Genomic DNA, 19,883 nt, shown 5'->3' with positions numbered 1-19,883 from the left:
AAAGTTGAGGTCGAGACACCCCACCGTTCTACTCCAGGGCCCCCGACTTTCCCAGGCCGGGGGCTCACGAGATCACAACTCTACACAGGCCCTAGCCGCCGTGTGCGGGGCCGGGCTCGCGCTGTGCGGCGCGGTCATGCAGTCGCTGCTGCGCAATCCGCTGGCGGATCCGTTCGTACTCGGTGTCTCCTCCGGGGCGTCCACGGGTGCGGTGGCGGTCGTGGTGCTCGGTGTGGGCGGCGGGGCCGTGTCGCTGTCGGCGGGCGCCTTCGTCGGTGCCCTGCTCTCCTTCGGGCTGGTGATGCTGCTCAGCCACAGCCTCGGCGCGAGCATGGACCGGGTGGTGCTGTCCGGCGTGGCCGCCATGCAGCTCTTCTCCGCGCTGACCTCGTTCACGGTGCTGACGTCGGCGGACGCCGAGACCACCAAGGGCGTGCTGTTCTGGCTGCTCGGCTCGCTCTCCGGCGCCGACTGGGGCCAAGTGCTGCTGTGTACGGGCGCGTTGGCCGTCGTCCTGGTCGTGTGCCTCGGCCATGCCACCACCCTGGACGCGTTCGCCTTCGGCGAGGAGGCGGCGGCCGGGCTCGGCGTGAACGTGGCCCGCGCCCGGCTGATCCTGCTGTGCGCGACGGCGCTCCTCACGGCGGTCCTGGTCAGTTGTGCCGGGGCGATCGGCTTCGTGGGTCTGGTCCTGCCGCATGTCACGCGGGCACTCACGGGCTCCGGGCATGTACGACTGCTGCCGGTCACCGCGCTGACCGGAGCCGTCTTCCTGGTGTGGGTGGACACCCTCGCCCGTACCGTCGTCGATCCCCAGGAGGTACCGGTGGGGGTGGTGACGTCGCTGATCGGCGTGCCCGCGTTCGTCGTCGTGCTGCACCGGGGCCGGAGGAAGGCATGAGTGCCCCGGCAGACGACATGAGCAGCCCCGCACCGGACACCGGCCTGCACGCGGACCGGGTCGCCCGCCGCACCGACGGCCGGCTCATCGTCGACGGCGTCACCCTCGTCCTGCGGCCGGGCGAGACCGTCGGTCTGCTGGGCCCCAACGGGTCAGGAAAATCAACGCTGTTGCGGCTGCTCGCCGGGGTCCTCCCCGCCTCCGCCGGCGTGGTGACGCTGGACGGGCGGCCACTGCCCGAGGTCGGACGCCGCGCAACCGCCCGCCGTATCGCCGCAGTTGAGCAACACACCCACACCCAGACCGAGTTGACCGTCCGCGAGGTCGTCGCCCTCGGCCGCATCCCGCACCGCCGCGCCTGGTCACCGGCGTCGGCCGCAGACGCCCGCGCCGTCACCGAGGCGCTCGACCGCACCGGGCTGACCGACCGCGCCACGCAGTCCTGGCACACCCTCTCCGGCGGCGAACGCCAACGCGCCCAGATCGCCCGCGCGTTGGCCCAGGAACCCCGCGAACTCCTTCTCGACGAGCCGACCAACCACCTGGACATCCAGCACCAGTTGGACCTGCTCGACCTGATCGCCGACCTCCCGGTCACCACCGTGATCGCCCTGCACGACCTCAACCTCGCCGCGATGTACTGCGACCGCCTGCTCGTCCTGAACACCGGCCGCACGGTGGCCGAGGGCACCCCGACCGACGTCCTCACCCCGGCCCTCATCAAGGACGTCTACGGCGTCCACGCGGAGGTCGGCCATGAACCCGGGCATCCCGTGATCCGGTTTCTGCGGCGGGGGAGCGGGACGTCGTAGGTGCGGGTGGCTCATGTCCGCAACTGGCCCAGTCGCAACCGGTGTTGGTCTAGTGCACGGAGAACCCGCCGTCCACGAACACCGACTGCCCGGTGACGTAGGCGGAGGCGCGGCTCGCCAGGAACACCGCCGCGCCCGCGAAGTCCTCGGCGAGGCCGTTGCGGCCGACCATGGTGCGTGCGGCCAGTGCCGCCACCTTCTCGGGATCGGACGACAGCCGTTCGTTGAGCGGGGTCAGTACGAAGCCCGGGACCAGGGTGTTGCAGGTGACACCGTGCGGCGACCATGCCTCGGCCTGGGAGCGGGCCAGGGACTCCAACGCGCCCTTGGAGACTCCGTAGGCGCCGCTCTGCACGAACGCGCGGTGTGCCTGCTGGGAGGTGATGTGGATGATCCGGCCGAAGCCCCGTTCGGCCATGCCGGGGCCGAAGCGCCGGCCCAGGAGGTAGGGCGCCTCCAGGTTCAGGGCCATCGTGGTGTCCCACACCTCCTCGCTCAACTCACCCATCGGTGGGCGCAGGTTGATGCCCGCGCTGTTCACGAGAATGTCCGGCTCCCCGAACACCTCGGCCGCGGCCTCCGCCGCCGCCCGCACCCCGTCCCGGGTCCCCAGGTCGCCGCGCACCCAGGCCGCCCGGCAGCCCGCAGCCGTCAACTCGTCGACCACGACGGCCAGTTCCCGCTCCTTGCGTGCCACTACGACCACCGCGGCCCCCGCCCGCGCGAGGGCTCCGGCGACGGCCCGGCCGATGCCGGAGCTGCCGCCCGTCACGACGGCGACCCGGCCGTCCAGCGAGAACAGTTCGGAGAGATAGTCGCGAGAGATCATTCCCGCAGCCTAGGCGCCACCCGGGAACGGTCCCGAGGACGGACCCCTCGCAGCGGTGGCACCAAGTAGGTACCATCGCTGCATGCCATCGCTGAATGTGTCCTTCACCGAAGAGGAACTCGAGGGAGTGCGCGCCGCCGCCGCGGCCGAGGGGAAGAGCCTCAAGCAGTACCTGCACGACCTCGGCGTCCGCGAGATGCAACGCGGCCTGTTCGTCGCCGGCGCGTCCGAGTGGGCCGAGCGCTTGCGCGGCGAGTTCGACGACGCCTTCCCCGACGAGGTGCCGCCCGCCGAGCGCGACGGGGCCGCGGCCGCCTGATGCACCTGTACATCGACGTCTCCTGGCTCCTCGACGTACAGGAGGCCGCCCTCGGCCGCGAGGACATGTCGATATCCGACTACTCCGCGCTCGTGGCCGCCGTGTCCCGGCACAGGACCAAGCTGCCGACACTCGCCGCGGCCGACCCGGACGCCGCCTGGCGGGCCGCCGCGCTCATGCACACCATCGTGCGCCTGGAGCCGCTGCCGCACCGGAACAGCCTGTACGCCGCGTTCGTCGCCGCCCAGTACATGGGCCAGTCCGGCGAAGGCATCGACCCGCCCTACGGCGCCCTCTCCGACCTCGTCCGCAAGATCCGCGACACCCGTGTCGGCGTCCTCGCCGTCGCCGACCAGCTGCGGTCCTGGAAGGTCTGACCTGCGCCGAGCCGGCACCGCGTCGGCGAACACGCGGCCGTAGCCCTGCGTAGGCTGTGTCCGTGTCCACCGCCCGTCTGCGTCGCGTCGCCGTCCTCGTGCTCGAAGGCGCCAAGCCGCTCGATGTCGGCATCCCCGCGCAGGTGTTCACGACCCGGGCGAGCATGCCGTACGAGGTGCGGCTGTGCGGTGCGGCGCCCGGGCTGGTGACCGGCGGCGACGGGCTGTCGTACCACGTCGCCGACGGTCTCGACGCGCTGACCTGGGCCGACATCGTGTTCCTGCCCGGCTACCGGTTCCCGGACCGGGAGGACCCGCCGCAGGCCGTCCTCGACGCGCTGATCGCCGCGCACGACCGGGGCGCGCGGCTCGCCGCGATCTCGACCGGCGCCTTCGCGCTCGCCGCCACGGGGCTGCTCGACGGCAGGCGCGCCACGACGCACTGGCACTACACACGGGCGCTCGCGGCGAAGTACCCGCTCGTCAAAGTTGACGAGAACGTCCTGTTCGTCGACGAGGGCAGCGTGCTGACCTCGGCGGGCGCCGCCTCCGGTATCGACCTGTGCCTGCACATCCTGCGCGGCGACCTCGGAGTGGCCGCGTCCAACCACGCGGCCCGGCGCCTGGTCGCGGCCCCCTACCGCAGCGGCGGTCAGGCGCAGTACGTGCCGCGCACCGTGCCCGAGCCGCTGGGCGAACGGTTCGCCGCCACGCGCGAGTGGGCGCTGCACCGGCTCGGCGAGCCCCTCACCCTGGAGACACTGGCCCGGCAGGCCGCCGTCTCACCGCGCACGTTCTCGCGCCGCTTCGTCGACGAGACCGGCTACACCCCGATGCAGTGGGTCATGCGCGCCCGCGTCGACATGGCCCGCGAGCTCCTCGAACGGTCCGAGCGCGGTGTCGAGCAGATCGCCGTCGATGTCGGTCTCGGCACCGGCGCGAATCTCCGGCTGCACTTCCACCGGCTCCTCGGGACGACGCCGAGCGAGTACCGGCGCACCTTCGCCCAGGGCGAATAGCTCCGCCGTTTCCCACATGGCTCCGCCGTTTCCCACGCAGTTCCGCCGTTTCCCACGGTGTGGCGAAATCCTTTTGAACCATGGCGATCACGCCACTGTCCCCGACGGCTCCCGCGCGCGAGCCTGGTGGAGAACCGAAGGGACTTAACTCATGACTCGCATTGCCATCAACGGATTCGGCCGCATCGGACGCAATGTGCTGCGCGCCCTGCTCGAACGCGACAGCGACCTCGAGGTCGTCGCCGTCAACGACCTGACGGAGCCCGCCACCCTGGCGCCCCTGCTCGCCTTCGACACGACGTCCGGCCGGCTCGGCCGCCCCGTGACCGTCGACGGGGACACCCTTGTCGTCGACGGCCGGCGCATCAAGGTGCTCGCCGAGCGCGAACCGGCGGACCTGCCCTGGACCGAGCTGGAGGTCGACCTCGTCCTTGAGGCCACGGGCCGTTTCACCTCTGCCAAGGCCGCCCGCGCCCACCTCGACGCGGGCGCCCGGAAGGTACTCGTCAGCGCCCCCTCGGACGGCGCCGACGTCACCCTCGCGTTCGGGGTCAACAACGACGCCTACGACCCGGCCACGCACACGATCGTCTCGAACGCCTCCTGCACGACCAACGCGCTGGCACCGCTCGCCGCGGTGCTCGACCAACTCGCCGGTATCGAGCACGGCTTCATGACCACGGTGCACGCCTACACGCAGGAGCAGAACCTCCAGGACGGCCCGCACCGCGATCCCCGTCGCGCCCGTGCCGCCGCCGTCAATATCGTGCCGACCACGACGGGCGCCGCCAAGGCGATCGGTCATGTACTGCCGAACCTCGACGGCAAGCTGTCGGGCGACTCGATCCGCGTGCCCGTACCGGTGGGCTCGATCGTCGAACTCAACACCACCGTCTCCCGCGACGTGACCCGCGAGGACGTGCTGGCGGCCTACCGCACGGCGGCCGAGGGTCCCCTCGCGGGCGTCCTCGAGTACTCCGAGGACGCGCTCGTCTCCTCCGACATCACCGGCAACCCGGCCTCGTCGATCTTCGACTCCGCCCTCACGCGTGTCGACGGCCGCCATGTCAAGGTCGTCGCCTGGTACGACAACGAGTGGGGCTTCTCCAACCGGGTGATCGACACACTCGAACTCCTCGCCGCGGGCTGACCGAGCGCGGGGCGACTCCGGGACGCGGCGCGTCACCGGGACGTGAGGTGCCGTACTGTCCGGCCATGCCCACGTCGCCAGGCCCCGAGCCGATCACGCCCACCGCACCGAGCCGGGCCCGTCAACTCGGGCTCGGCGTCGGTCACTTGCCCACCGGAACGCACAACGCGCTCACGGATGTGCCCGGCATCCGCGTCGGACACACGACACTGATCCGCCCGCCGCGCGTGCACAGCGGCGTCACCGCGATCGTGCCCGAAGGAGTGGGCCCCGACAGCCCGTTGCCCGCCGGGGTGTTCGCGGGCAACGGCTACGGCAAGCTCCTCGGCACCACCCAGATCGCCGAACTCGGCGCCCTCGAGACCCCCGTGCTGCTCACCTCGACCCTCTCCGCCTTCCGGGTCGCGGACGCCCTGGTCGGCTGGATCCTGGAACGGCCCGAGGGCGCCGCCGCACGGAGCGTGAATCCGGTGGTGGGGGAGTGCAACGACGGGCTCCTGTCCGACATCCGGTCGCGCCCGGTCCGGGAGGAACACGTCCGTGCCGCACTCGACTCCGCGTCCGCCGGACCGGTCGCCGAGGGGTCGGTGGGCGCGGGCACCGGGATGACCGCGCTCGGCTTCAAGGCCGGCATCGGCACCTCTTCGCGCCGGGTGCCGGTCGCGGGCCGCGAGGTGACGCTCGGCGTGCTGGTGCAGGCCAACTTCGGTGGCACGCTGCGGGTTTCGGGCCGTGCGGTCGCTCCCGTCGACGTGGGCGTACCCACCGAGGATTCCGGTCCTCCCGGCCCGGAGACCGGCTCGTGCATGATCGTGACCGCCACCGACGCGCCCCTGGACGCCCGCCAGTTGACCCGGCTCGCCCGCCGCTCGGTCTACGCGCTGGCCCGGGTCGGCGCCGGTTACGGCCACGGCAGCGGCGACTACGGACTCGCGTTCGGCACCCGCCCGTTGGGCACACCCGCCGGGCCTACGGTGGTGCCCGACGCCGGGCTCGACCTCCTCTTCGGCGCTGTGTTGGACGCCGTAGAGGAGGCGGTGCTCAATTCGTTGCTGACGGCGACCGCTGTCACGGGTCCGTGCGGGCACACTCGGTATCCGTTGCCCTCGGCGTCGCTTCTTGCCCTGTTGGGGTGATCGCGGGGGACTGGAGGTCGCGCGCGTACCAAGTGCCCTGCTTGCCGCCCAAGTCGGAGGGGTGGGCGGGGCCGACCGGGGTGAAACCGGCCTTGGTCAGCACCTTTTGGGACGCGATGTTCGTGTGGGAGGTGGCCGCTCTGAGCGTGCGCAGGCCGTGCCGTTCGGCCGCCAGGCGGCAGAGTTCCTCGACGGTCGCGGTGGCCACGCCCTGGCCGGCCACGTGCTGGGCGACCCGGTAGCCGAGGTCCGCCGAGTGATCCTCGGTGAGGTCGAACAGATTGAACCGGCCGAGGACCGAGCCGTCCTCGGCCACGAGGACGTAGAAGGCGCAGACGCCCGCCTCCTGTTCGGCGAGCAAGGCTTCGTGGCGCGCGGCGAACTCGGCGAAGTAGTCGTCGCCGCGGTCGGAGATCGAGGCGGTGAACCAGGCGCGGTTCGCCAGCTCGAAGGCCAGGACCGCCGGGGCGTGGTCGGCGCGCAGGCGCTGCAGTTCGGGCATCGGCCGTCTCCGTCCCGCCGTCACTTTCTGGTGAGGAAGCAGGTGCCGTCCGCGTCCCGTGTCTCCGGGACGCCGAGGTAGGCGAGGTCCTGGACGAAGCGGTGACGGGAGACGGGAGCGTCGCCGGCCGAGTACAGATAGTCCGAGTACATGCGCTCGGTGGGCTCCTGGCCGGACCAGGTCAGCTCCTCGGTCAACCAGCGCACCACGCCGGGATCGACCGGTGGGACCTCGCCGGAATCGAAGGTGTGCTGACACTGGGGGCATTCAACTTCGTTGGGCATGTGCGCCATTGAAGCCTCCAGCCCCTTGCGCCACATCCGCCTGAGGTCGTAAGGAACGCCAGGGACGGTTTTCCGGGGAATCCCCCGTCCCGACCGCCATGACTTCTGTCCCAACGCTGTACGGGCATCCGGTGTTCGAGATACCGTCACCACGCAGCTGCCGACTGAAACGATTCAATCCACTGCCGCGCAAGGGGACAGCATGGCCTCGAACAGCACGCCGGACAAAGGCATTTCCCGTCGCACAGCTCTGGCCGCGGCGAGCACCGTCGGGCTCACCGCGGTGTCCCTCTCCACCGCACTCCCCTCGGCGGCGGTCCCCGCCGAGCAGGCCTCCGCTTCCTCCACCGGCAGCCCCTCCCGTCGTCCCGGCGGCTGGCACCGCTACGTCCAGGGCCCGTCCTCGCGCACGGTCCGCCCGGTGCGGATCACCTCGTCGAGCGGGGACGTGAAGAACCCCGACGCGCTGCTCAAGCCCGGCGGCGCCAGATCCGTCCTGCGCCGTCCGCAGCCCGTGGCGGCGCCGACCTGGCCCGCCGGCACCACGGCCGAGGCCTCGTCGGCGCACGCCGGCAACAACGGGAACGACGGACAGCCGCGCACCTACGACGCCTCCAACGCGATCGACGGCAACCCGGACACCTTCTGGAACGACGACACGCTGGGGGCGTTCCCCGACGTCCTCACCATCACGCTGCCGCAGGTCACGTCCCTGTCGGGCATCACCGTGATCTCCAACAGCGACGGCGTGCCGACCGACTACACCGTCGACGTGTGGCGTGACGGCGACTGGCACACCGCCGCCACGGTCGCGGGCAACAGCGCGGTGCAGAAGGCCGTTCCGTTCGCGGACAAGGCCAGTACCGATCGTGTGCGCGTCACCGTGACGAACGCGCAGGACACCTCGCACGGCGACTTCACCCGGGTCAACGAGGTCTGGCCCGCGCCCGTCGAGCCGATCCCGGTACCGAGTGTCACCGTGGACTTCGGCAAGGTCGTGGTCGGATATCCGCAGATCCGGTTCACCTCCGCCTCCGCCAACTCCCCTGGCGTACGCGTCGCGTTCTCCGAGACCCGCCAGTTCCTCACCGACCGCTCGGACTTCACCCGCGCCGACCAGGCGGGCGGCGCCGGAGGCGGCACGGACCAGTTCGCCGTCCCCGCGAAGGGCGCCAACTGGACCGACCACAAAGGCTTCCAGGCCGGCGACAAGGTCTTCGCCGACGGCCTGCACGGATTCCGCTACCTGAAGATCAGCCTCGACGCGCTCGCCACGGACAGCCCCGCCGCGCAGCCCTGGGGCACGGTCGAAATCGACTCCGTGGCCCTTCAGTTCACCGCGTACGTGGGCACACCGAGCACCTACCGCGGCTGGTTCCTGTGCTCCGACGACGAGTTGAATCGTTACTGGTACGGCGCCGCGTACACCAACGAACTCGTCACCGACACCTTCCGTCAGGACGACGTCGACCCCCGCAACGCGTGGAGCGCCACGCTGGAAGGGAAGTTGGTCCTCCAGGACGGTGCCAAGCGCGACCGCGACCCGTACGTCGGCGACCTCGCCGTCTCCGCGCGCACCCTCTACCTGACCCACGACGACGCCGCCGCCGCGGCCCGCAACGTCCTGGCCGACCTCGCCGACCACCAGCGCGCCGACGGCTGGATACCACCCGCCTCCATCGGCAACTACACCCTGCCGCTCTTCGACTATCCGCTGTACTGGGTCACTTGCAGCTGGGACTACGTCCTCTACACCGGGGACCGTCAGTACGCGACGCGCTACTACCCCACCCTGCTGAAGGTCCTGGACACCTGGTACCCGAGCGTCACGGACGACGCGGGCCTGCTGAGCAAGGGCCTCAACGGCACCGGCGGATACGGCGACTACGCGTTCCTCGGCCGCACCGGCCGTGTCACCTACTACAACGCGCTCTACGTCCAAGCCCTCCAGAACGCCGCCCAGTTGGCCCGCCTGCTGGGGCAGAAGGCCGATGCCGCGCGCTGGAGCACACGGGCCGACACGGTCGCGCAGGCCGTCAACTCGCTGCTGTGGGACGCGAGTTCGGGCGCCTATCTGGACTCCTCGACCGGCGCGGTACGGCACGCACAGGACGGCAACTCCCTCGCCGTTGTCACCGGCATCGCCGGCGCCGACCGCGCCGCATCGGCGCTCGCCCATCTCGACGCGACCACGAAGCGGCCGTACGGGAACGCCTTCATGGACAACGACACCATCTTCGACCAGGCCTCCCAGCGGGTGTACGCCTTCACCTCCTACCCGGAGATTGAGGCCCGCTTCCTGGCCGGTCAGGCCGAGTCGGCGCTCGACCAGATCCGCCGTACGTACGGCTGGATGGACCAGAACGATCCCGGCATCACCAACTGGGAAGGCATCGGCCCGGGCGGTTCCCTCTACGAGGGCGCCTACACCAGCATGGCCCACGGCTGGTCCACCGGTGTGCTGCCCGCCCTGACCAACAACCTGCTGGGCGCCCGGCCGACCTCGCCCGGATACGCCACCTGGGAGGTGCGCCCGCGGCCCGGTGGTGTCGACTGGGCGACGGGCCGACTCCCCACCCCGCACGGCCCCTTGGGCGTCGAGTGGGAGAACGGTGAGCGCGCCTTCCGCCTCACCGTCCATGTGCCCGGGCATACGCAGGGTTCGGTCGCCCTCCCCGGCGACGCGCGCGGGCAACGTGTGAGCGTCGGCAAGCGGACGCTCTGGGACGGGCGTCGCGCGTCGACCCGCGACGTGAGTGTGGTCGACGGCACGGTCACCGTGTCGGGCCTGGGCCCGGGCGAGCACAGTTTCGTGAGCGAGCGGCGCGGCAACTGACGCCGTACGGAGGGATGTTGTCCGGTGCCGCGCGAGCGCGGCACCGGACGGCGGAACGAGCGGGCGGGCGATCGGGGCCTCGCCGTCGGCCGGTTGGGGCGGGTGTCGTGCATCCGGTCCGGCACGCGGGTGCGGACTCGTGGCACGCGGTACGGATCAGAGTGCCGGTGAGCGTTCCGGCACGACGACCGGCTCCAGTCGGCGCACTCGGTGCCGGGCGCGGCGGGCCAGGGGCCGTTCGACGAGGGCGTACGAGGCGAGGGCGGCGGCGAGGGTGGCCGCGAGGCCGGCGGGGAGCAACTGGTCGCCCCGCACACCGAGATCGTGCAGCAGCCGGATGACCGGGTAGTGCCACAGGTACATGCCGTAGCTGAGGTTGCGTCCGATCCAGACCGGCGTGGACAGCGACAGCAGACGCGAGGGCAGGGACTCGGGGCACAGTTCGAGGGCGGCCACCACACAGGCCGTCAGCACGGCGGCGACCAGGAACCCGACCGTGTACCAGACGGGGTTCCAGCCGCTGACCTCGGTGATCGGGATCTGCCAGGCGATCAGCCCCAACAGCGTGAGCGCGGGCAGGCAAAGACGACCCGCCCACCGGCGCAGCGCTGCCAGGCGGGGGTCGTCGGCGCGGAGCCGGGCCAGGACGAGGGCCAGCAGCGCGCCGATGAGGAGCTGGTCGGCGCGGGTGTCGGGGCCGTTGTAGATGCGGTGTGCGGCCGAGGGATCCCAGAGCACCGTGCGCCAGACCACCGGCAGGACGCACAGCACCGCGACGCAGGCCAGCACCGCCCGCGCCCTCACATGCCGCAGCAGGGCGAGCAGCAGGAGCGGCCAGGCGAGGTAGAACTGCTCCTCCACTCCCAGGGACCAGGTGTGGCTGAGCGGCGCGGTGAGATCCGAGTACGTTCCGGCGTCCGCGGCCCGGACGAGATTGACCACCGAGCCCGCGGCCAGCGCCGCCGCCACCCACGCTCCTTGGAACAGCGGCAGCGCGAACGTCACGGACAGCAGGGCGGTGACCGCGCACATCACCAGCAGGGCCGGCATCAGCCGCAGCCACCGCCGCCGGTAGAACGACCACAGCCCGATGCCACCGGTGCGGGCGTACTCGCGCACCAGCAGCCGGGTGATGACGAAACCGCTGATCGTGAAGAACACGTCCACGCCCACCGAGCCGCCGGGCACCAGGTCCGGCTCCACGTGGTAGACGATCACCAGCACCACCGCGACCGTCCGCAGCCCGTCCAGCCCCGACACCCGCCCACCACCACGCAGCGCCGACGCGAAGCCCCGTCCGGCGCCTCTGCCCCGCCCCGCGGACAAGGGGACGTGCGGCGGCGCCGCACCCACATCAGGGCGCTGCTCCGTGGCCTCTTCTGCCGTGCTGCGTTGGAGGGTGCTCATAACCGCGGCGTCTGCCCAGCCGAGCCGGGATCACACAAATTCTCATGTTCCCCTCAGGTTTGCGCCGCTTTCCGGCCCCGAGGAACGGCGGCGTGGCGTGAGCCGTATTCCAGCCGGACCGCTCTATCCGCTAACATAGAATAATTAGCTAGATGAATAGCCTAGTGCTGTCGAGGAGTGGCCGTGGACTTCGGGCTGACCGACGAGCAGGACCTGTTGCGCGCGACGGCACGGCAGTTCGTCGCCGACGTGTGTCCGGCCGAGAAGGCCAAGCAGTGGGACGAGGAGGGCGTCGTACCGCCCGAGCTGTTCCGCGGGATGGCCGATCTGGGCTGGTTCTCCCTCCCGTTCAGTGAGGAGGAGGGCGGCGACGGCGGCAGCCCGCTCGAACTCATCCTGATCGCCGAGGAGTTGGGGCGGTCCAGTTTCGACGTCGCCATGTGCTACATCGGGGTGCTCATCCCGGGGATCACCGTGTTCCGGTGGGGCGACGAGGCACAGCGCGACTTCATCCGCGAGCAGGTGATGACCGGGCGCCACCGCCTCGCCGTCGGCCTCAGCGAGCCGGACAGCGGATCCGACGCCGCGGCCCTGCGCACCACCGCCGAGGATCACGGGGACCAGTTCCTCGTCCGGGGCCAGAAGGCGTGGTGCACCGGCGGCGGACTGCCCGACACGACCATCGCGACCTACGTGCGCACCGGACCCCGCGAGCCCAAGCACGGCGGCATCAGCCTGCTGCTCGTCGATCCCGCCACGGAGGGCGTCGAGGTGCGCCGGACGCCGACACTGGCCCGGCACATCCTCGGCACCAACGAGGTCTTCTTCAACGACGCGCTGGTCCCGAAGGAGAACCTCGTCGGCCCGCGAGACGAGGGCTGGAAGGTCATGCTCTCCAACATCGAACTGGAGAAGGTGATCATCACCGGGGGATATCTGGGCGCCGCGCAGGCCACCCTGGACGAGATGCTGGAGTACTCCCGCACCCGGCACGCCTTCGGCCGTCCGATCGGGAACTTCCAGGCTCTCGCCCACGCCATGGCCGATCTTCAGACCGAGATCGACTCCGCCCGGCTGCTCGCCTACCGCGCGGCCTGGCTGCTCGCGCAGGGCAGGCCGTGCACACGGGAGGGCTCGATGGCCAAGCTGAAGGGGTCCGAGACGTATGTGGCCGCCGCCCGGCTCGGGATGCAGGTCTGCGCCGGGCACGGCTTCTCGACCGAGAGCGTGATGAGCTTCCGCTACCGGGAGTCGATCGTGGCCACGATCTCCGGCGGAACCAGCCAGATCCAGCGCAACGGGATCGCGCGGAGCATGGGACTCCGGTCCTACTGACCCGCGCCCCGGGCCTCCTGGCCGGCCAGCCACTCCTCGTGCCGCGCGAAGTGGCCCTGGTCGCGGGTCACCCAGATCCCGGAGGCCCGGGCCAGCACGGCACGACTCGACAGCAGCACCATCTCGCCCGCGATGTACCAGCGCCGGCCCTCCCGCCGCTCGACCCAGGCCCGGACCTCCAGCGGCCGGTCCACCGGCACGGGCTTCACGAAGCTCACGCTCAGTTCCGCCGTGACGCTCAACACCCGGTGCAGCAGCGGGAGATGACCGAGACAGTCGTCCAGCACGGCCGCGGTCCAGCCGCCGTGCGCGACATTCGGGCCGCCCTCCTGGTCGCGGGGGCAGGTGAGTTCGAAGACCGCCACGCCGTCCTCGTCGAGCCGTTCGCCCTCGACACCCAGACGGCAGGAACCGGCGACGCGGCACGCACCGCACAGCGCCACACCTCCTTGGGTGCGGGGCGGGTCCTGGAAGTCGGCACCTGCCCAGTGCCCCGAGGGCGTCGCGGCCCCGCCGGTCGTCGTCGTCACGCTGCTTCTCCTCGGGTCAGGGATCGGGTCAGGGATCGGGTCGTAGACGGGGTCAGCCATCGAATCAGACATCGGCAAGCAGCGGGCGCAGCTTCCCGGCGATGAGCTGGACCTGGCGGGCGACCATCTCCTCGGGCATCCCGGCCAGCGAGGCCCACAGGAACACCCCTTCCACCGGCAACCCCGCCACGTATGCCCGGATGGCCTCGGCGACGTCCTGCGGGGTGCCGTACAGGAACTGACCGACGCCGGTCGCCTGCAATCCCGTCGCCCGCCACTTCTCGGGGTCGATGGGACGGGGGGCGGGCTGATCGGTCCCCTCGACCATGTACCGGCGATAGCTGTCCCACTGGTACGCCAGGTGCTTGCGGACCACCGGCCAGTCGCCGTCCGGGTCCTCGGTGACGAACGTGGTGAACGACCCCTGCATCCGCGCCGCCGACACGTCGTAGCCGCTCTCGGCGAGTCCTTCCCGGTACGGCGCCAGCAGCGCCGGGTTGAGGGACAGCAGCCCGGTGCCCAGCCGTCCGGCCCGGCGTGCTCCCTGCGGGCCCTGGTAGCCGAGCCAGATCGGCAGCGGGTCCTGGACCGGGCCGGGGGTCACCAGGGACTCGGACCAGAGGCCGCGGATCTCCCGCACCCGCTGGTCCGTCGTGGAGTACCGCTTGGCCAGGTCGCCGCCGTAGAGCCGGTACTCGGGTACGCGGTAGCCGGTGCCGAGCCCCAGATCGAGGCGGCCGTCGCTGATGATGTCGACGAGCGCGGCCTGTTCGGCGATCTCGGGGGCCGCGTGCAGGGGTGCGGGGATGACCGCGGTGCCGAGCCGGATCCGGCTCGTGCGGGCCGCGACGGCGGCGGCCATGGTGAGCGGCTGCGGGAGGTATCCGTCCTCGAAGCCGTGGTGTTCGGAGAACCAGACCGAGTCGATGCCGAGCCGGTCCGCCTCCTCGCACATCTCCAGCGCGAAGCCGTAGACGCGGGCCCAACTCTGTTGCCAGGGCGGGGGGTTGCGCATGTCGAAGTAGATGCCGACCTTCATGAGGGGTCACTTCTCCTTGTGTCGTCGGCGAGCCGGATCGTCGCGCGGGCGACGGCGACGCCGTGCCCGGGCGGCAGCAGCCGTACCGGACGAAGATCCATCGACTCGATCTCGGGCAGGTCCTCGACCATCGCGGAGATCCGCAGCACGGTGTCTTCGAGGGCCGCCAGGTCTATCCCCGGGCCGCCCACCCGGCCGTCCAGCAGCGGGGCGGCCCGCAGTGAGCGGATCATCTCGCGGGCGTCGCGGTCGCTGAGCGGGGTGACGCGGTGGGCGACGTCCGCCATCAGGTCGGCGTAGTCACCGGTGAGACCGAACGCGATCACCGGGCCGAACACCGGGTCCGCGCCCACCGAGAGGAACGCGTCCGGGCCCCGGGAGTCCGTGTCCCGCACGGAGATGCCGTACGCGTCCAGCAACTCGGCGGCGATCCGCGCCGGCACGGGTCCGGGAGCGAGGTCGGCGACCAGTGCGCGGGCCCGGTCCGTGTCGATTCCCGCGAGGTCCGGTATGACGCCCGCCGGGGTGCTGCGCCAGGTCTGGTAGGCGGCGGCGTGACCGAGCGAGGCGGCCGCCGACTCGGGGAACGCGTAGGTCGGTACGACGAGTTGGCCCCGGTGCAGGAGATCGGCGACGCCCGCGCCGCCCAGGAAACTCGCGACCACCGGTTTCGAGGGCGCGGCCTCGGCGGCGTCGAGGATCGCCGCGGCCACCTCGTCTGGCTTGTCCGCGAGCGGGGGCATGAAGAGGACTACGGCCGCGTCGATGCCGTCGTCGGCCAGTACGGCGTCCAGCGCCTGCCGGTAGTGCGCTGCGGTGGCCATGGGCGTGAGGTCCACCGGGTTGGTGACGTCCGCGCGGGGCGAGAGGGTCGTACGGAGTGACTGCCGTGTGTGTGCGGCGAGTTGGGGCACCCGCAGTCCGCTCGCGTCGCACGCGCCGACGGTCAGTGCGGCGGGACCGCCCGCGTTGGTGATCACGGCGACGCGGTTGCCCGGTGGGGGTGGCTGATGCGCGAGCAGGAGCGCGACGTCGAAGAGTTCCTGGAGGCTGCGGGTACGGATGACGCCGGACTGGGCGAAGAGCGAACCGACGGCCGCGTCCGCGTGGCCCGGGTGCACCGCGACGATCGGCTTGCGCGGCGCGACCCGGCGGGCGACGCGGGCGAACCGGCGTGGATTGCCGAAGGTCTCGACGTGCAGCAGGATCACCGAGGTCTCGGGATCCTCCTCCCACCACTGGAGCAGGTCGTTGGTGGAGACGTCCACGGCGTGGCCCACCGACACGAACCCGGAGAAGCCCAGCCGCAGCCGTCGGGCGAAGTCGAGCACCGCGAGGCCGAGCGGCCCCGACTGACTGGACATCGCGACGCGGCCCGGCGTCGGCAGCGCGGGGGAGAAGGTCGCGGCCAGCCGGGCCGCGGGCGTCGTGTTGACCACGCCCATGCAGTTCGGGCCCACCAGCCGCATCCCGGAGGCACGGGCGAAGCGGGCCAACTCCCGCTCGGCCGCCCGGCCTTCGACCCCCGATTCCCCGAAGCCGGTCGAGACGACGACCACCGCTTTGACGCCGGCCTCCGCACACTCCCGTACGACATCGGGCACCGCCTCGGCCCGTACGGCGACCAGCGCCAGGTCCGGCACCTCGGGCAGCCCCCGGACGCTCGGGTACGCGCGGACCCCGGCGATCCGCTCGGCCCGCGGATTGACGGGGAACACGGAGCCGGCGAAACCGCCCCGCAGCAGGTTGGCCACGATCTCGTGGCCGATCGTCAGGGGGCTGCGATTGGCGCCGATCACCGCGACCGAGCGCGGTTCGAGGAGCGGTCGCAGGGAGCGTCGTACGGCTGTGTGCTCGCGGCGCTCCGCGCGGGCGACCGCCTGGGCCTGTGGGTCGACGGCGATCTCGAAGTGGACGATCTGGCCCGGTGGTCCTGACTCGACCCGGAAGCCGGAGCCGAGGAACACGTTGATCATGCGGGTGTTGTCCGCGAGGACGTCGGCCTCCAGGACCCGGATGCCCCGGGCGCGGGCGGCAGCGGCGATGTGCTCCAGGAGCAGCCTGCCGAACCCCTCGCTCTGGTGGTCGTCGCGGATGGTGAAGGTGACCTCCGCGTGTTCCGGTTCCTCGGGGTCGCGGACGTAGCGCACCAGACCGGCGATCTCGTCACCGGCCAGGGCGACCAGCGCCAGTTCGTTGAGGTAGTCCACGTGGGCGCCGCGCCGGATCACGTCGTCGCGGGCGCGGACCACGGGTCCGAGCGAGCGGTAGGCCAGGGTCGCCCGCGACAGGCCGCCGACGAAGGCGACCAGGCGGTCGGCGTCCTCCGGCCGGACGGGCCGGACGAAGGTCGACCGGCCGGTGCGCACGAGGCCCGGTCGTTCCAGATCCTCGGGGTACGGCGGACTGCTCATCGGGGTGTCGCCGCTCAGACGGCCGCCTCCTGGGGACTCTGTTCGGGCAGGTGGAACAGCTCGTCGAAGGTGCCACGGGTGACGCGCTCGCGGATGTCCGCGGGCACACCGTCGAAAAGGTCGTGCAGGGTCGACTGGGTGTGGCCGTAGGTACCTTCGAGGTGGGGGTAGTCGTCGCCCCACATCACATTGCGGTAGCCGGTCGACTCGACGATCTCCACCGAGCTCTTGTCGTGCTGGAAGGAGGCGTACACCTGCTGCCGGATGATCTCGCTGGGCAGCCGGCCGAGCTTCGGCCTGACGAACATGCCGTGCTGCCGGTAGGCCTCGTCCATCCGGTCGCCGATGGCCGGCACCCAGCCCGCGCCGCCCTCCGCGATGAGGATCTTCAGGTCGGGGTGCCGGTCCAGGGCACCGCCCGCGACCATGTGGGACACGACGCGCATGCCCGGATAGGTCGTTTCCATGTAGTTGACGACCGCGCCGCCTGGCCCACGGAAGACGACGTTCTCGCCACCCGTGCCGATGTGGAAGCCCAGCACCAGCCCGGCCCGCTCGGCCGCCGTCCACAGCGGTTCCCAGCGGTCCAGGGCGTACTCCTCGCCCGGCCGGGTCTGGCACGGCAGGAACACCGACTGGAAGCCCATCTCCGCGACCCGTTCGACCTCGGCGACCGCGTCCTCGACGTCGGCGGTCGACACACAGGCGGGGGTGATGATGCGCTTCTGCTTCCCGAGGACCTCGGAGTGCGCCCAGTCGTTCCAGGCCCGCACGGTCTCCCGGGCGAGTTCCCGGTCGGTGATCGAGACCAGCCAGAACCCCATGGAGGGGAAGGCCAGTTGACCCCAGACGCCCTCCTGGTCCAGGTCTTTCAGCCGGACGTGGAGGTCGCGGGCGCCCGGCGGTCGCATGGCGTCCATGAAGTCGTTGAGCTGGCGGTCGATGCGCTCGCCGTCGATGTACAGCACCTCGTACTTGTCGCCGCGCTCACTGCGCGGCGCCCGGTCGGCGAGGCGCGGCGGCAGCGCCTGGACCCACAGGTCGTCGGGTTCCATCACATGGGAGTCCCCGGAGTTGACCCAGATCTTCGTCATGACGCTCCTTCGGGTCAATAGATGCAATCAGTTAGCGAGTTTAGTGGTATCGGTCGTCGGGTGGAAGGCCGGGAGGGGGCGGAGATCAGCTCCGACGCCGCTCGATCTCCGCCACCAGCTGCGGGAGCACCTGGAAGAGATCCCCTACGACGCCGTAGTCGGCCAGCTCGAAGATGGGGGCGTCCGCGTCCTTGTTGACGGCGACGATGGTCTTGGAGGTCTGCATGCCCGCGCGGTGCTGGATCGCCCCGGAGATCCCGGCGGCGAGGTAGAGCTGCGGGGAGACCTGGGTGCCGGTCTGGCCGACCTGGTGGCTGTGCGGGTACCAGCCCGCGTCGACGGCGGCACGGGACGCCCCGACCGCCGCGCCCAGGGTGTCGGCGACGCGCTCGATGAGGGCGAAGTTCTCGGCGCCGTTCACGCCCCGGCCGCCGGAGACGACGGTGTCCGCCTCGGTCAGTTCGGGGCGGTCGCCGCGCTCGCGGGGCGTGCGGGACAGGACCCTGACGGCGGCGGAGGTGGGGCCGAAGGTGACGTCCAGCTTCTCCAACTCCGCTGTGACAGGGGCGGGTTCGGGTGCGACGGCGTTCGGCTTCACCGTGATCACCGGGGTGCCCCGGGTGACGTGAGCCGTCACCTGGTAGGTTGCCGCGAACGCGGACTGCTCGGTGACCGGGCGGCCGTCCTCGCCCGCCGTGATGTCCACGGCGTCCGTGATCAGCCCCGACCCGAGCCGGAGCGCGAGACGTGCGGCGATCTCCTTGCCGTCCGGGCTCGACGGCAGCAGGATCGCCGCCGGGGCACCGCTCTCGGCGATCTGGTTGAGGGCGTCGACGGCCGGGGTGACGAGGAGCTCCTCGACCTCGGGCGCGTCCACGACGTACACCTTGTGCGCGCCGAACCGGCCCAGGATCTCGGCCGCGGTGTCCGCGCCCGTACCGAGGAGGACGGCCGACGGCTCACCCAACCGGCGTGCCAGGGTGAGGAGTTCGAGGGTCGGCTTGCGGACGACGCCGTCGGTGTGATCGACGAGTACGAGGATCTCGGCCACGGTGCTGTGCTCCTTGGGTGGGTCAGACGAACTTCTTGGCGGTGAGGAACGCGGCCAGCCCGACGCCGCCCGTCCCGTCGTCGGAGACGAGCTCTCCCTTGGTGCGCGGCGGACGCCTGGTGGCGGTGTCCACCGCGGACCTCGCGCCCGTACGGCCGACCTGTCCGGCGTCGATGCCGAGGTCGGCGAGGTCGAGGGTCTCCAGGGGCTTCTTCTTGGCGGCCATGATCCCCTTGAAGGAGGGGTAGCGGGCGTCGCCGGAACGGTCGGTCACCGACACGACGGCCGGCAGGGCGCCCTGGACGCGTTCGGTCGCGGAGTCGCCTTCGCGGCGGCCGGTCACCGTGCCGTCCTCGATGGCCAGTTCCTCGACGTGGGTGACGGCCGGGACGCCGAGCCGCTCCGCCAGCAGTGCCGGTACGACCGCCGAGCCGCCGTCCGTCGAGGCCATCCCGCACAGCACGAGATCGAAACCGTGGCGTTCGATCGCCCGGGCCAGGACGAGCGAGGTGGCGAACACGTCGCTGCCCTCGATGTCCTCGTCGGCCACGTGGATCGCCGAGTCCCCGCCCATGGCGAGGGCCTTGCGCAGGGCGTCCTTCGCGTCGTCGGGGCCGACGGTGAGGTAGGAGACCTCGACGTCGGAGCCCGACTCGGCGATCCGCAGGGCCTGTTCGACGGCGTACTCGTCGAGTTCGGACAGCAGTGAGTCGACCGCCGCGCGGTCGATGGTGCCGTCCTCGGTGAAGGTGCGGTCCGCCGTGGCGTCGGGCACGTGCTTCACGCAGACAACGATCTTCACGATGCTCTCCCGAGGATGTCCACGATGCCCTCCTGAGGTTCAATGA

General features: G+C 71.3%; 19 protein-coding genes. 9 read left to right on the top strand and 10 right to left on the bottom strand.

What is annotated here, in order from left to right:
* Window positions 1-901 (top strand): FecCD family ABC transporter permease (locus tag ACIRRY_RS20595; protein ID WP_403974566.1); only part of this gene is annotated, 901 nt, incomplete at its 5' end.
* Window positions 898-1,713, top strand: coding sequence for an ABC transporter ATP-binding protein (locus ACIRRY_RS20590; RefSeq protein ID WP_403974564.1), 816 nt, complete (start codon window positions 898-900; stop codon window positions 1,711-1,713). The genes ACIRRY_RS20595 and ACIRRY_RS20590, both read left to right, overlap by 4 nt.
* Before the next feature lie 49 nt (window positions 1,714-1,762).
* Here the strand turns inward: ACIRRY_RS20590 and ACIRRY_RS20585 are convergent, their stop codons facing one another.
* Window positions 1,763-2,542: an SDR family NAD(P)-dependent oxidoreductase gene (locus tag ACIRRY_RS20585; protein ID WP_403974562.1), complete on the bottom strand. Its 780-nt coding sequence runs from the start codon at window positions 2,540-2,542 to the stop codon at window positions 1,763-1,765.
* An 82-nt stretch (window positions 2,543-2,624) separates the two neighbouring features.
* On the opposite strand from ACIRRY_RS20585, the gene ACIRRY_RS20580 reads away from it, so the two are divergent.
* The 5 genes from ACIRRY_RS20580 (at window position 2,625) to ACIRRY_RS20560 (ending at window position 6,543) form a co-directional block, all read left to right on the top strand.
* Window positions 2,625-2,861 (top strand): hypothetical protein, encoded by a 237-nt coding sequence (locus tag ACIRRY_RS20580; RefSeq protein ID WP_403974560.1) that lies wholly within the window; start codon window positions 2,625-2,627, stop codon window positions 2,859-2,861.
* Window positions 2,861-3,238 carry a toxin Doc gene (locus ACIRRY_RS20575; RefSeq protein ID WP_403974559.1) on the top strand — a complete coding sequence of 126 codons (378 nt, stop codon included), beginning with the start codon at window positions 2,861-2,863 and terminating at the stop codon, window positions 3,236-3,238. Before ACIRRY_RS20580 ends, ACIRRY_RS20575 begins: the two co-directional genes overlap by 1 nt.
* A gap of 62 nt (window positions 3,239-3,300) precedes the next feature.
* Window positions 3,301-4,257, top strand: coding sequence for a GlxA family transcriptional regulator (locus ACIRRY_RS20570; protein ID WP_403974558.1), 957 nt, complete (start codon window positions 3,301-3,303; stop codon window positions 4,255-4,257).
* Window positions 4,258-4,408: 151 nt separating this feature from the next.
* Window positions 4,409-5,407, top strand: coding sequence for a type I glyceraldehyde-3-phosphate dehydrogenase (gap, locus tag ACIRRY_RS20565; protein WP_403974556.1), 999 nt, complete (start codon window positions 4,409-4,411; stop codon window positions 5,405-5,407).
* Window positions 5,408-5,472: 65 nt separating this feature from the next.
* Window positions 5,473-6,543: a P1 family peptidase gene (locus tag ACIRRY_RS20560; protein ID WP_403974554.1), complete on the top strand. Its 1,071-nt coding sequence runs from the start codon at window positions 5,473-5,475 to the stop codon at window positions 6,541-6,543.
* On the opposite strand, the gene ACIRRY_RS20555 is transcribed toward ACIRRY_RS20560, so the two are convergent.
* Both ACIRRY_RS20555 and ACIRRY_RS20550 read right to left on the bottom strand, forming a co-directional pair.
* Window positions 6,476-7,045: a GNAT family N-acetyltransferase gene (locus ACIRRY_RS20555; protein ID WP_403974553.1), complete on the bottom strand. Its 570-nt coding sequence runs from the start codon at window positions 7,043-7,045 to the stop codon at window positions 6,476-6,478. The two genes, ACIRRY_RS20560 and ACIRRY_RS20555, sit on opposite strands and share 68 nt — an antisense overlap.
* A gap of 20 nt (window positions 7,046-7,065) precedes the next feature.
* Entirely contained in the window at window positions 7,066-7,329 is a 264-nt protein-coding gene (locus ACIRRY_RS20550; protein ID WP_403974551.1) for a hypothetical protein, read from the bottom strand.
* Window positions 7,330-7,531: 202 nt separating this feature from the next.
* On the opposite strand from ACIRRY_RS20550, the gene ACIRRY_RS20545 reads away from it, so the two are divergent.
* The gene (locus ACIRRY_RS20545) at window positions 7,532-10,165 is read left to right on the top strand and encodes an alpha-L-rhamnosidase C-terminal domain-containing protein (protein WP_403974549.1); all 2,634 of its coding nucleotides are present in this window, start codon (window positions 7,532-7,534) and stop codon (window positions 10,163-10,165) included.
* Between the two features lie 156 nt (window positions 10,166-10,321).
* On the opposite strand, the gene ACIRRY_RS20540 is transcribed toward ACIRRY_RS20545, so the two are convergent.
* Entirely contained in the window at window positions 10,322-11,572 is a 1,251-nt protein-coding gene (locus ACIRRY_RS20540) for an acyltransferase family protein (protein ID WP_403974547.1), read from the bottom strand.
* Window positions 11,573-11,755: 183 nt separating this feature from the next.
* On the opposite strand from ACIRRY_RS20540, the gene ACIRRY_RS20535 reads away from it, so the two are divergent.
* Window positions 11,756-12,907 (top strand): acyl-CoA dehydrogenase family protein, encoded by a 1,152-nt coding sequence (locus tag ACIRRY_RS20535; protein WP_403974544.1) that lies wholly within the window; start codon window positions 11,756-11,758, stop codon window positions 12,905-12,907.
* Here the strand turns inward: ACIRRY_RS20535 and ACIRRY_RS20530 are convergent.
* The 6 genes from ACIRRY_RS20530 to ACIRRY_RS20505 form a co-directional block, all read right to left on the bottom strand.
* Window positions 12,901-13,437, bottom strand: coding sequence for a PaaI family thioesterase (locus ACIRRY_RS20530; RefSeq protein ID WP_403974542.1), 537 nt, complete (start codon window positions 13,435-13,437; stop codon window positions 12,901-12,903). The genes ACIRRY_RS20535 and ACIRRY_RS20530 overlap by 7 nt on opposite strands.
* 64 nt (window positions 13,438-13,501) lie before the next feature.
* Window positions 13,502-14,476 (bottom strand): LLM class flavin-dependent oxidoreductase, encoded by a 975-nt coding sequence (locus ACIRRY_RS20525; protein ID WP_403974540.1) that lies wholly within the window; start codon window positions 14,474-14,476, stop codon window positions 13,502-13,504.
* Entirely contained in the window at window positions 14,473-16,890 is a 2,418-nt protein-coding gene (locus ACIRRY_RS20520) for a GNAT family N-acetyltransferase (protein ID WP_403974537.1), read from the bottom strand. The genes ACIRRY_RS20525 and ACIRRY_RS20520 overlap by 4 nt, the downstream gene beginning before the upstream one ends.
* 14 nt (window positions 16,891-16,904) lie before the next feature.
* Complete coding sequence (locus tag ACIRRY_RS20515; RefSeq protein ID WP_403974535.1) at window positions 16,905-17,984, bottom strand: amidohydrolase family protein; 1,080 nt, start codon at window positions 17,982-17,984, stop codon at window positions 16,905-16,907.
* An 85-nt stretch (window positions 17,985-18,069) separates the two neighbouring features.
* Entirely contained in the window at window positions 18,070-19,035 is a 966-nt protein-coding gene (locus tag ACIRRY_RS20510; RefSeq protein WP_403974532.1) for an electron transfer flavoprotein subunit alpha/FixB family protein, read from the bottom strand.
* Between the two features lie 22 nt (window positions 19,036-19,057).
* On the bottom strand, window positions 19,058-19,819 hold the full coding sequence (locus ACIRRY_RS20505; protein ID WP_403974608.1) for an electron transfer flavoprotein subunit beta/FixA family protein: 762 nt from the start codon (window positions 19,817-19,819) through the stop codon (window positions 19,058-19,060).
* Between the last annotated feature and the right edge of the window lie 64 nt (window positions 19,820-19,883).

This window comes from Streptomyces sp. NPDC101776, from assembly GCF_044766845.1.
In the GTDB taxonomy this organism is placed as follows: domain Bacteria; phylum Actinomycetota; class Actinomycetes; order Streptomycetales; family Streptomycetaceae; genus Streptomyces.
Note: the sequence above shows the minus strand (reverse complement) of the source record. Positions and strands in the feature narration are given on the sequence as shown.